This is a genomic window from Bacillus australimaris (genome assembly GCF_001307105.1).
In the GTDB taxonomy this organism is placed as follows: Bacteria; Bacillota; Bacilli; order Bacillales; family Bacillaceae; genus Bacillus; species Bacillus australimaris.
The window spans coordinates 133283-146302 of record NZ_LGYN01000001.1; the positions used below are offsets into that span (position 1 = coordinate 133283).

General features: G+C 41.0%; 11 protein-coding genes, 1 other RNA gene and 1 riboswitch. Of the genes, 1 reads left to right on the top strand and 11 read right to left on the bottom strand.

The window, feature by feature from the left end:
* Positions 1–72 precede the first annotated feature (72 nt).
* Positions 73–172, bottom strand: a riboswitch (purine riboswitch).
* Positions 173–308: 136 nt separating this feature from the next.
* The 10 genes from AKG37_RS00680 to AKG37_RS00720 all read right to left on the bottom strand — a co-directional run bounded on the left by AKG37_RS00680 (position 309) and on the right by AKG37_RS00720 (position 11018).
* Positions 309–1814, bottom strand: coding sequence for a carboxypeptidase M32 (locus AKG37_RS00680; protein ID WP_060697132.1), 1506 nt, complete (start codon positions 1812–1814; stop codon positions 309–311).
* 128 nt (positions 1815–1942) lie between these two features.
* Complete coding sequence (locus AKG37_RS00685) at positions 1943–3883, bottom strand: ATP-dependent DNA helicase (protein ID WP_060697133.1); 1941 nt, start codon at positions 3881–3883, stop codon at positions 1943–1945.
* A 75-nt stretch (positions 3884–3958) separates the two neighbouring features.
* Positions 3959–4156 carry a hypothetical protein gene (locus AKG37_RS00690; RefSeq protein ID WP_060697134.1) on the bottom strand — a complete coding sequence of 66 codons (198 nt, stop codon included), beginning with the start codon at positions 4154–4156 and terminating at the stop codon, positions 3959–3961.
* Between the two features lie 105 nt (positions 4157–4261).
* Entirely contained in the window at positions 4262–5416 is a 1155-nt protein-coding gene (locus AKG37_RS00695; protein ID WP_060697135.1) for a THUMP domain-containing class I SAM-dependent RNA methyltransferase, read from the bottom strand.
* 109 nt (positions 5417–5525) lie between these two features.
* Positions 5526–5911: RNase P RNA component class B (rnpB, locus tag AKG37_RS00700), an RNA gene on the bottom strand.
* Positions 5912–5971: 60 nt separating this feature from the next.
* Positions 5972–6277, bottom strand: coding sequence for a cell division regulator GpsB (gene gpsB / locus AKG37_RS00705; RefSeq protein WP_060697136.1), 306 nt, complete (start codon positions 6275–6277; stop codon positions 5972–5974).
* Positions 6278–6352: 75 nt separating this feature from the next.
* Positions 6353–6895 (bottom strand): SLOG family protein, encoded by a 543-nt coding sequence (locus AKG37_RS00710; protein ID WP_237697568.1) that lies wholly within the window; start codon positions 6893–6895, stop codon positions 6353–6355.
* A 49-nt stretch (positions 6896–6944) separates the two neighbouring features.
* The gene (gene cotD, locus AKG37_RS18335) at positions 6945–7184 is read right to left on the bottom strand and encodes a spore coat protein CotD (protein ID WP_077233668.1); all 240 of its coding nucleotides are present in this window, start codon (positions 7182–7184) and stop codon (positions 6945–6947) included.
* A gap of 315 nt (positions 7185–7499) precedes the next feature.
* The gene (locus tag AKG37_RS00715) at positions 7500–8747 is read right to left on the bottom strand and encodes a ribonuclease H-like domain-containing protein (protein WP_060697138.1); all 1248 of its coding nucleotides are present in this window, start codon (positions 8745–8747) and stop codon (positions 7500–7502) included.
* 24 nt (positions 8748–8771) lie between these two features.
* On the bottom strand, positions 8772–11018 hold the full coding sequence (locus AKG37_RS00720; RefSeq protein WP_060697139.1) for a DEAD/DEAH box helicase: 2247 nt from the start codon (positions 11016–11018) through the stop codon (positions 8772–8774).
* Between the two features lie 154 nt (positions 11019–11172).
* Between AKG37_RS00720 and AKG37_RS00725 the strand changes: the two genes are divergently transcribed.
* Complete coding sequence (locus AKG37_RS00725; protein ID WP_060697140.1) at positions 11173–12297, top strand: NADH-dependent flavin oxidoreductase; 1125 nt, start codon at positions 11173–11175, stop codon at positions 12295–12297.
* Between the two features lie 54 nt (positions 12298–12351).
* Here the strand turns inward: AKG37_RS00725 and AKG37_RS00730 are convergent, their stop codons facing one another.
* Positions 12352–12858 (bottom strand): PTS sugar transporter subunit IIA, encoded by a 507-nt coding sequence (locus tag AKG37_RS00730; protein ID WP_060697141.1) that lies wholly within the window; start codon positions 12856–12858, stop codon positions 12352–12354.
* Between the last annotated feature and the right edge of the window lie 162 nt (positions 12859–13020).

Here is a 13020-nt window from a genome sequence, read left to right on the forward strand (position 1 = left end):
AAAAAAGCATTGCTGTCCATGAGGAGCAAGCAATGCGAAAACGATCCACGGATCTTCAGCTCAAACAAGAGCTGTTTCATTTTGCTCACTCATAGTCGGACCGTATCGGTGTCCGGTAGAAACTTGCGTGCCATCATCACGCGATTATATGAGTGTTATAATGTTCAAATTATAACAAGATTTCAGACGCTTGGAAAGCACTTTTCTAGAAAAATACCGAACTTAAATAATACATTAGACCTGAATGTTCGTTTTTAGAAAATTCAAGCATCAAAAAAGCACCCTTCTGACAAAAGGGTGCCATTCTTTTATGATAAATACAGTTTCGTATATTTATCTGTTAAATAGTCGATTAAATATTGTACATTTAATTCTTCGCCTGTTGCATCTTGAATGATTTCAGATGGCTTTTTCCGTTTTCCATGCTGGTGAACATGCTCCGTGAGCCATTCTTTTATCGGTGCGAAAGACCCATTTTGAATGAGCTCATCAAAATTTGGTAAATCTTTGATCATTTGTTGCTTTAATTGTGCCGCATACATATAACCAAGGGCATATGATGGGAAATATCCGAAGCTTCCATCTGACCAGTGAACATCCTGCAAGATGCCAAGTGCATCATTAGGAGGCGTAATGCCAAGATACGCTTTATATTTTTCATTCCAAAGTGCAGGAAGATCTTCAACCGCTACTTCTTCATTGAAAATCGCTTTCTCAATTTCGTAGCGGATGATAATGTGAAGCGGATACGTCAGTTCATCTGCTTCAATGCGGATGTAAGTCGGCTTCGATTCATTTACAGCATGCACAAAGTCTTCTAAAGAGACATCTTTAAATTGTTCAGGAGACGCTTCCTGCAGCTTTTGATAATACGTTTTCCAAAAGTCTTCATGTCTGCCGATAAAATTCTCAAAGAAAAGAGACTGAGATTCATGAATACCCATTGACGTGCCATCACATAAAAGCGTTCCGCTCAATGATTCATCAATGTTTTGCTCGTAGATGGCATGACCACACTCATGAATGGTGCCAAAGATCGCCATCCGAAAATCATGCTCATCATAACGAGTCGTCACACGCACGTCTCCTCTGCTTAATGTCACAGCAAATGGATGAACCGTTGTATCAAGACGTCCTGCGTCAAAGTCATATCCCAATTCTTTTAAGAAAAAGAGGCTCAGTTCCTTTTGTTTGTCGATTGGAAAGCTTTTCGATAAAAATGAAGTATCCGGCTTATTAGGAGAGGCTTCGATTTTTTTCACGAGAGGAACGATGGCATCACGAAGTGCACCAAACTTTTGATCAAGCTGTTCAACCGTCATATCTGGCTCATAGTTATTGAGTAGTACATCATAAGGCGTTTTTTTCACACCCCAATATTGGATAAAACGCTTGTTAAAATCAATGAGCTGTTTTAAGTATGGTGCAAAAAGTGAAAAGTCTGATTTCTCCCTTGCTTCAACCCAGACATGCTCTGCTTTTGATTGTAAAACCGAGTATTCTTTAAATTCTTCTTTCGGAATTTTGCTGTTTTCATCATACTCTTTTTGTGATAATTCGAGTGCCTTTTGTGTATCTTTTGACAGCTCATCTCGATGGTTGTTTAATGCTTGAAGAAGATCTCTCATTTCATCAGAAGTCTTCATATTAAAAATATCACTTGATAATTGACCGATGGTTTCAGCTCTGAAATCCGCGCTTTTTTTAGGTGCTTGTGTTCTAGAGTCCCAATAAAGTAAATGGAGCGCCTCTGTGTAATGGGCAATTTTCCCTAGTAATTGATAAAACGCTTTCTCTGTTGCTTCAAGACTCATACGTTTGTTCCCCCAATCAATAAAATATGTATGTACGTTTCAAGGCTACTTCAATGAATGTTCTTTTGTCAATGAAAAAGGAGGATACACAGTGGTATCCTCCTCCTCTTTTACAATTTTTCAGCTATTTAAGATGTGATAATTGGCTTCACTGGCAGGACGGATTCAATTTTACTTTGAAGCGCTATATCTTCCTTACGATCAAAGTAAATATGAATACTTCCTGCGTCTTGGCTTGTCCGGATCAGTCTTCCGATACCTTGGCGTAAGCGAAGCAGCATATACGGAAGGTCAACTTCAGCATGTGCATCCTTTGCTTCATTCCGTTTTGCCTCAAATACCGGATCATGCGGCGGATAAGGAAGCCCCCAGATGATCACATTCGTTAATGATTGACCTGGGATATCCAGTCCTTCCCACAGATGAACAGAGCATAACACAGACGTCTCATCAGCTTGGAACTTTTGAACTATCGTGCTGATTTCCTCATCTCCTTCAAAATACACGTGGAAAGGCAGTGATTCATTTGATGCTTCAAGGTGCTTTCTAAAGAGATGGAGCTCGTCAAATGAAGGGAATAGAATAAGAGAGCGGCCTCCATTTTCTTTCAACTGCGCGATCACTTGCTGCCCTTTTGCCTCTTGCTCTTGAACCGGCTGCTGCATTCCGTGGAAATAAATCTTCATTTGTTCATCGTAATCATACGGCGAAGCGACACTCATTGATAAGTAATCTTTTATCCCAAGACTTTCAGCTAAATAATCAAAGGATTGATTCTCAGATAATGTAGCTGAAGAGAAAATATATGGTCTTTTTTGCGAGAATACTTTTTCGCCAAGCACCTCTGCAACCGTCTTCGGCATTACAACAAATGTTGTATCTAATTCCTGCTTTTCCAGCCAGCTGATGGCATTTTTTTGATAAAGCGATAAAGAATACGCCATTTGTTCAATGTACTCTTCTACAACAGACAATTCGTATTGATCGATCGTATACATCTCAGATTCAAACACGAGCGCTTCTCCGATTTTCTCGAGTAAGTCACACAATTCACTAGCAGAACGCTTCACCTCATCGACACGCCCAATTTCAAGTCGATGTGAGCCTTTGACTTCTTTAGCATGTGTTTTTAAGAGATAAAAGAACTCATCGTTTGTTGCAAGCGCATCTTCAACGAGCTCTGCAAATTCTTCACGTATATCGTTTTGCAAAAGACGCTCCAAAAATGTCTCGAGTGTTGATTGCTTCACTCGATAAGTTAACGCCTTTTGTGCAGCAAATTCAAGAAGATGTCCTTCATCAAATACAACGGAGCTATGTTCAGGAAGGAGCGGAAGCTGTCCCTCACGTTTCCGGGATTCCTTCGTCCACACATGCTCCATATAAAAATCATGTGAACAGATGATGAGGTCTGTCGCTTTCCGGTAATGATCTCTTGATAAATTCAGACCGCAGCGATGACGCATATCACACGTCAAACAGTCCTGAAACGAGTCATAACCAATTCGTGACCATTCATCGTTTGATAGTTCTGGATACTCTTTTCGATCGCCATACGGATAAAAAGTCTGCATGCCATGTGATTCATGAACAAATGAAGGAAGCGATTCGTAAATATCAAGCCACTTCTCATCATCTTCACGCTGCATCGTTTTCTCTAGCTTCTTTAAGCATAAATATTGATCGTGCGATTTACTTAATCTCGCATCTATTTGAATATCAAGGTGATTGGCAATTTTATAGATATCACCTTCTTGTTTAACCAGCTGTTCAATTAACGTTTCATCTGCACATGCAATAATTGCAGGCTTCCCTGTATACCTTGCATATGTGACTGCAAATAAAAGATAGACGATTGTTTTGCCTGTGCCTACCCCAGCTTCGGCAAACATTACACTTTTTTCTTTAAAGGCTCTTTCTAGCTGAAAAGCCATGAATATTTGTTCATCTCGAAGATCAAAGCCCTTTTCTGGCAAAATGTCATAAAACACATCACCAATCCAGTTGCCCAGTTCTTCGTAAAAATTGTGTTCTTTTGATAATGAAAAAGGCAAACGAGATGCTGTCACCTGCTTCAACCCCCAACTTTTGAATCATTCAGACATTCAATAGTACCATTTACGCGGGGGAAAGACAATCTTTTTTTATGAACGCAGACGATACTGGTAGCTTTCCTTCATTAAAAATGCATGCTCAGAACGTTCTATGTATGCCTGAGCCAGCGCTAAATCTTCGATGGCTGCCGTAAGCTGAGCAGATTGTCCACCTTCATGCCCTTCTATTTCTTGAGCAGTCGAAGCGAGTGCTTTTTGGATTAACTGAATTTGATCATAATGAATCATGGAGACACCTCTTTTTTTAAAATCAAGTTCAGTTTATTCCGACTCGTGAGGAGTTATACCTTTTGAACATAAAAAAGCCGCACCTTCTTTCTGTGCGGCCATTTTTCATGATTCGGTTGTTTGCTTTCTAGGAGGACGTTTTCCCCAATATTGATAATAGTCTGTTTTGATAAATCCATTAAACAGCTTTCTTTTTTTTGTCGCTTTTCTTCCGAAGCACTCTTCGAATTTTTCATGTGACGTTAAGATGTATATGGACCAAGTGTCTAGGCTCTTCAGTGCCTCACCCATTCCTTGATACATTTTTTCAACTGCTGGTTTATCACTCAGTCGTTCACCGTAAGGAGGATTTCCAACGATCACACCGTACTCTTCTTTTGTTTGAAAGTCTTTTACTTGCATTTGTTTAAACTCAATCAGTTCACTTAGGCCAGCTTCTTCTGCATTCAATTTTGCAATGTCTACCATACGGTGGTCGATATCACTTGCAATAATGTGAAGCGGCTGATCATAGTTTGCTTTTTCTTCTACTTCCACACGTGCTTTGTTCCATACGTCTTCACCAATCCATTCCCATGATTCAGACGCAAATTCCCGGTTAAATCCTGGGGCAATGTTTTGTCCTATCATAGCTGCTTCAATGGCGATTGTTCCTGATCCGCAGAAAGGATCAACAAACGGACGGTCAGGTGTCCAGTTCGTTAATAAGACGAGTGCAGCAGCAAGCGTTTCTTTAATAGGTGCTCCGCCTTGATCTGTTCGGTACCCGCGTTTATGAAGACCCACACCAGATGTATCAATCGTGAGCACGGCTTTATCTTTCAAAAGAGCGATCTCAATTTTATATTCAGGTCCTGTCTCTTCAAGCCATTCAGACTGAATGTTGTAGGAGGATTTGAGCTTTTGTGCGATCGCCTTTTTGACAATACGCTGACAATCCGGCACGCTGGCAAGCTGAGATTTCACAGATTTACCGATGACAGGAAACGTACTATTTTTCGGTAAAAAAGCAGCCCAGTCAATTGCTTTTGTCTGTTCAAAAAGCTCATCAAATGTTTTTGCCGAAAATTCAGCAACTTGTACCTTAATCCGATCTGCTGTACGCAGCCAAAGGTTTGCACGGCAAATGGCAAGAGCATCTCCCTTGAAAATCACTTTTCCGTTGTCGACTGTGCACTCATAGCCAAGCTCTCTTACTTCTTTTGCAACAATTGCTTCAATGCCCATTGGGGCTGTTGCGATGAGTGTATAGGTTTTCATTGATTTATCACCTGTTTTCTCGTCCTTTTATGTATTCAAGATAAAAGCTCTCCATATGTTGAAATAGGAGAGCTTTGTTTTCATCATGTTTATTATAACGGATATAACGTTCTGTAAGCCATGTTTTGTTCCATCGTACTGCAAACGGCAAATGCCTCGTACTCAGGTGGTAATCATCTATCTACAGAAATCTCTGTCCTTCTCTCCGTTTGGTTCCTTTGAGAAAGTTCCCCTACCAAGTTTGGGTTTCTCGCTCGAGGGGTTTACCGCGTTCCACTCTCACCATTTCTAGTGAGACTTCGTCACTGTGGCACTTTCAAGGATACTTTGCCATATCCTAAAAGGACGTAGGCATTTTTCCTGCCGTCAGCCTTTCCCAGGCTGCCCTGGCTTATTTTTTCGCCAGGCACGAACACTACGGGCATCTCAGCACCGTGCGAGCATGGACTTTCCTCTGCAATGCCCTAAATAGCATTACAGCGATTACCCGAACGTTAATCAATAAGCGTTATTATAAACGACAATGACATCTGACACAAGCCTTTTCAGCAAGACTCAATCATAAAGTTTGCTGCCGAAAACGTGTTTCTCAAGATTCGATAGTCTTTTTAAAATATCAAAGTTTGTTGTATTAGACTGTGCAGGCTGTTTTTTCCCTTGTTCAACCGCTTCTTCAAGCTGTTTTGACAAGTGAAGGTTTTCTTGTTGAAGTTTTTCGATTTCTTGGTTGAATGTCTCATAGTCTTTAATGACCATATCTAAAAATTTATCGACTTCTTCTTGTTTGTACCCTCTAACACCTGTTTTAAATTCTTTTTCTAAAATTTCTTTCGCAGAAAGCTTTACTTTATCAGCAAGCATCTTTTTCACCTCATATCGTGAATTCATAGTATATTTTTTCAGAAATACGTGACGTTGTCAAATTTTCTCTTGCTTTTAGTCAAAAAACGGATCTTCCGCCTCAACCTGCGCTCTTAGATCATCCATCGTGATGTACATAATGGGGTAATCCGTAAAGGCTTCCGCCTCTCTAATCATAAACTTCGGCGATCCCTCATGCTCGGGATCATATAAGACGAGAAGACCATCTGTTTTTTCAATAAAAAAGCGGTTCTTTTGTTTAAATTGTGCCGGACTTTCATACGGTCTGTGTGTAACACTTTCTACAAAATCGGCCTGGGCAAGAATCCCTTCATACAGCTCTTTGTTTTGCTCATTCCAGCGCTCTTCCTGTTCATAAAATGGCGTAATGACTGCAAGTTTTAATGCTGGATATTCTTCTTGAAGTTTAAACACCACTTCGGCTGTCCAGATTTCTGCCCCTAGCTGGCCTGATATGAGAACCCATTCCAGACCTTCTTCGATAAGGGCTGTCAACCTTTTTTGAAGCTCCGCTTTTATGTATTGAAGTGCAGGTTCGTCTTGTTTGAATATCCCAAGTTCAAATGGCTTGTACCCTGTGACAGCAATAATCTTCATTTTTTCACCTGCTTTTAAAAAAAGGGACTTATGAAAGTCCCATTTCACTTTATCTGTTACAGCAAGGTCCACCGCAGTTAAAGTGTTGATGTGTTGCCGGGTCCACCTGAGAAAACGTATGCGGGAAGTAGTGAACATGTTGGAAATTTTGATGATGAACATTTGTCACATGCTGCGGATGGATATGCGGCACAATTGTTGTTGACTGGCTGTGTGTACAGCAATGATTCGTCGGGTGAACAATTGGCTGTGTAACATTCGGCTTGCAATGATGATGGTGGTGGTACATGTAGCATTCCCCTCTCCTTGATTTTCTTACATTAACAATGTATGAATCAAGAGGTGTACATGTACTAATGCATTAACCTATTTTAAAAGTTTGCAAGAAAAATATCTTTATAGTTTGAAAACACAAAAGCAATCAAAATAACCACAAGAAAAAACAAGTAGAAAAGACCCTTATACATGCTATACGCTCCTCATTCAATATCTAACGTTATTTTACAGGATTCGTGTCCTTTCTACAATAAAAGTGCTAAACAATTTTTATTTTCGGTCGAGAGCCGAACGATGTCATTTTTTGCGCTTTCCCGGGCAATAAAATTTATTGTTCAGCTTTTCTCAAAAGCCGTTTTTTGCGCTTCTCAAGTTCTTCCGTATCTCGCTGACTTAACGATGAGAAAGCTAATAAAGATTCAGTGATGGAAAGAGCTGACCTTGCATCTTTTTGACGATGCTCTCTAAACTTCGCAAGCTCTATACCTGCTTTTAATGCTAAGTGGACATCGCTTGATTCAAATAATGTTTCCCATATTCGAATCGCTTCATCCCACTCGTTTAGACGTTTATATTGTAAAGAGAGGTCATAGGCGGCCTGATTTGCATGTTTAAAATTAGCACCTGTTAATTCCCGCAAATGCTTCGTTGCTTCCTGTACATCACGATGTGCAAGATGCCACCTTGCCAGCGCATATTTTTCATCGTGTTCCTTTACCGCATCCATCGATAGGATTTTTTTAGATAGATGAATGTAAAGGCTGATTAATGATAAGACGTCTAATTCATTATGAGTCAAAATCCCTTCAATGAGCTTCGGATTTTGTTCCTTTAAAAAATGAAAATAGATCATCGGTGCCAAGAACCCCGGCGTATCGCCTTCCCGGTGGACGTGCAGCTCTTCTTTTTCTACCACGGAAAGCGCCATTCGTTCATATTTATGCTTCCACAGTCGTCTAGATCCGTGCAGAAGATCAAAATGGCCAAACTCTGGAAGTGCAGGGATTTGATCTCGTAATAAGGTATGTCTCGTTTTCACTTGCGGCCAATCGAATGATTTACCATTATATGTAACAAGAGATTCTACATTCACTTCATCGAGAAAGCTTTTATAAAGAGCCGCTTCATTTCCCGGATTTGTGAGCAGATGCTGTTTCACCACCACTTTGTCAGCAAAAACCCGCGCATGTCCTAGCAAGAAGATCATATTTCCTGTCCCGCCAGACAATCCAGTTGTTTCTGTATCAAAGAAAAACAGCTCGTGCGGCTTGTAACCTTTAGCTGATAGAGAATGCTGAATATCGCTTTTGTTCCACGCCTCGATAACCTTCGGCAATTCCGCAAACGAATAGAGTCCATGCTGATCATCCAATGAATAGATAACTTCTCGAATGAGACAAAAGGAATCCTCAAAGTGATAAGGAACTGCACCTAATTGCTCCCATTCTTTTAAAAATGGGATATTTTCTGCCAACACAGGCTGAGGTTGTCCTTCCACTGCTTTTTGCCGTATATCATTTGTGTGATGATGCGATAGGTGTTTCTTCATTCTATTTAATTTCCCTTTTAAAGACATGAGTAGGTGTCTCCCTCCTTTCCCTTAAAATACGGACATCAATTCAACAATACTGCTTTTCCCGTTGATTTCATTCATTTCCATGCCAATGCAGGATGGACAGCCATTCTCACAGCGGCACCGTTCAATGAGCTGAATGGCAGCACCTGCTATTTCATCAAAACGGGCTTGAACTTCTTTGCTTAAGCCTATTCCGCCAGGGTAATGGTCATATAAAAAGACCGTCGGTTTGCCGGTATTTGCTGCTTTAATTTGTGAAACAACATGAATATCTGAGCGATCACACATCACAAAAACAGGTACGATGTGCTGAAGAACATTTGCGATGCCAAGCAGCAGCTGTTCAAGTGTTTTCTCTTCAAATCTCCGCTCTGCTTCATGTAATTCAAACCAGGCGGCACTTGTATGAATTTCTTCTTCAGGTAAGTGAATCGGGCCAGATCCGATATTTTCACCGGTACTCAGCCGGATTTTTTTGAAAATCGTCGGCATGGCATTGACAGTGACATCACCGTAGTGAACAGATACCGCTTCTTTCTCTGTCGTCTGATCGATTTCAAGCACCTTCAGTTGAACAGCTAAATTAGCATCTGTATAGTATTCGACATCCACCTGTTTCACATAAGCCTTCAAATGCTCGTAATCTAGCTTTTCTACTTGATACTGAACCCCTTCATGTAAATAAATCGCTTCATCATGCAGCAATGTCATTGCACTGAATCGATCCATCTCTCCAATAATTCGAACATTCGCTACATCTGATTGGTCCACAATGACCACATTTTCCTGGCTTGCAGACCGCAGGCTGATGCCATGAGCTGGGAACGATTGGTCTGACCAATAATACCGGTTTCCGCTTAAATGAAGAACCCCTTCCTCATGTAAGTATTGCAAAATCTCTTCTACTCCCATTTCGCCAAACTGTTCATCCTTTCGAAATGGCAGCTCATAGGAAGCACATTTTAGATGATCCACTAAAATAATGAGGTTTTCAGGATTGATTCTGGCTGCTTCAGGCGGCCTATTAAAGAAATATTCAGGGTGTCTGACAATATATTGGTCAAGGGGTGAGGAGCTTGCCACCATGATAATGAGCGCCTCTTCATGGCGTCTTCCAGCTCGTCCTGCCTGCTGCCATGTACTCGCCACACTGCCAGGATAGCCCGTCATAATGCAGACCTTTAGCTGACCGATATCCACCCCTAATTCTAGTGCGTTCGTGCTGACAACACCTAGAATGTCTCCTTCTCTTAATCCCTTTTCAATGACGCGCCTCTCTTTTGGCAAATAGCCTCCGCGATACCCTCGAATCGATTTTGGGCCAATCTCTTTTTTTACAAGCTCTTGAATATGACTTAAAATCACTTCTACTCGTACTCTGCTTCTAGCAAAAACGATCGTTTGGATTTTTTCTTTTAAAAATGTTTTAGCCAATTGATTGACGACAGTGGCAGCACTTTGTCTAATATTTAATGGCTTATTTACAACTGGCGGGTTGTAAAACACAAAATTCTTTTTACCGCTAGGCGCTCCGTTTCGTTCAATGAGGTGCATCTTGCTCCCCGTCAGCTGCTGCGCAAGCTCTTTTGGATTTGCAATTGTGGCTGAAGTACAAATAAACACCGGATCACTTCCGTAAAATGCACAAATTCGCTTTAACCTGCGAATCACATTTGCCACATGACTGCCAAACACTCCTCGATATGTATGAAGCTCATCAATGACAATATACTTCAAATTCTCAAACAAACTGACCCATTTCGTATGATGAGGCAGAATGGCTGAATGCAGCATATCCGGATTTGTTATGACAATATGTCCTGCTTGTCTAACCCGCTGCCGAATAGCTGGGGAGGTGTCCCCGTCATATGTTTCACTATGAATTGGAATATCCATCTCGTGAATGATTTCGTTTAATTCACTCTTTTGATCCTGCGCGAGTGCTTTTGTTGGAAATAAATAAAGAGAGCGGTTTGTCTGATCTTCTGCGATCGATTGAAGTACAGGCAGATTGTAGCAAAGGGTTTTCCCTGAAGCTGTTGGTGTTACAGTTACTACATGCTCGCCATTCATCACACGTTCAAAGGCTTCTCTTTGATGAATGTACAGCTCTTTCACGCCTCGTTTTTCAAGCGCTTTTTTCAGCCTGTCGTTCACTCGTTCAGGAATTGGAGAGGTCTGAGCAGGCTTCGCTTCAATTTCATGCCAATGTTCTACCTGTTCGTCCTTTTTTAAATCTTCTATGAGTTCGTTCATTGTTTTCTTTTTCATATTGCATCCACCTCTCATTCTAGTGTACCGAATATTTGTTTGCATGACTAGGCGGCAATTTTTTGATACGCACCTTATGAGCATATACTTTGAAGTGTTGTAACAGAATCTATTACACTTCTATAGTGAAATGATTTTATCAAGGAAGAAGATGATGAGATTGAAAAACGAATTTAAGCCTTTATTCGAACCATTTACATTTCCAGGAGGCGCCTCTATAGATGGCAGATTAGTGGTTGCTCCGATGACACACTTCGGTTCTCATGACGATGGCACCATTTCAAATGAAGAAATTGATTTCATTACAGCTAGATCAAGTGAAATGGGCATGGTGATTACAGCATGTGCAAACGTGACTCCAGATGGGAAGGCATTTGAAGGACAACCTTCTGTCGCAAGAGATGAAGATATACCAGGTTTGAAAAAACTGGCTGCGGCGATCCAAGCAAAAGGAACAAAAGCCATCATTCAAATTCATCACGGCGGCTCTCAGGCTCTCCCTCATTTAGTGCCAAACGGTGATGTCGTTGCGCCAAGTGATGTGTTCAAAGATGGAAAACAAATTGCTCGTGCTTTAAAAGAAGAGGAGATTAATCATATTATCGACTCCTTTAAAGAAGCTACAAGACGAGCTGTTCAAGCAGGGTTTGACGGCGTGGAAATCCACGGAGCAAACGGCTATTTATTACAGCAATTTTACTCTCCGCATAGCAATCAGCGTACAGATCAATGGGGAGGAAATGAAGAAAAACGTCTAGCCTTCCCGATTGCTGTTGTAGATGCAGTCAAAGAAGCCATCAAAGAGCATGCAGCGAAACCGTTTATCTTTGGATACCGACTATCTCCTGAAGAACCAGAAACACCTGGTTTAACAATGACAGAGACGTTTACATTAGTGGATGTTCTCAAAACAAAAAACCTCGATTATTTGCATATCTCTTTAATGGAGATTGATTCTAAAGCAAGACGAGGCGCAGATTCTACTAAGACACGTATGGAATTGCTAGCAGAACGCTGCGGCGATTCCCTTCCTCTCATCGGAGTGGGAAGTGTCATTACAGCGGAAGATGCACTGGGTGCTTACAATCAAGGAATTCCGCTCATCGCTGTCGCTCGAGAGCTGATCGTCGACCCAGATTGGGCAAAGAAAATTAAAGAAGGCAGAGAAGAAGAGATTGAAACTGTCATTAAACGCAGCCAAAAAGACAAGTATCTCATTCCAGAGGGATTGTGGACTGTCATGGAAGCAAGTCAAGGCTGGGTTCCAATGGAGGATTAACTTCCTCAATAAAAAAACTACCCTATCATGGGGTAGTTTTTTTATATTCCTGGATTATTTCATTTTCACTGTAAAGAGCTTGGACATCTGCTTTTCTACAGACCCTTTTGGTTCTTTATCAAGCCTCTCTACAAGATCACCATTCATGATGACAATAGGAGTGACTGTACTTGACGCTTTTTCTTCAATTAATTCTAAATCACACGTAATGAGAGGATCACCGATCTTCACTTTATCCCCCTCTTTTATGTGCGCTTCAAACCCTTCACCATTTAACCCAACTGTTTCAAGTCCGATATGAATCAGAAGCTCAAGCCCTGAGAGTGTCCGAATGCCAATTGCATGTTTTGTATGGAAGAGCTGAATGATTTCACCCTCTACTGGTGACACAACCGTGCCATTTTTTGGTTTTACTGCTACACCATCTCCCATCATCTTTTGAGAAAAAACAGGATCTGGTACATCAGTCATATCCATTAACTCTCCATCAGCGGGAGAATAAATGACTTCTTCCTTTACATCATCTTGGTTTTTTCCGAAACCGAATAATTTTTTCAGCAATGTCAATTGCTCCCTTCAAGCTTTGCTTCTAGATCTATTCAGCGTATGAAACTTTACCCCCATACACCTTGCTTCATTCAACACTATTTAATCATAATTTTTTCCTCTCATCAATTGATAACCGCCTGAGCCCTTTTTGCATAGGCTGTAGATGAGAGGTGA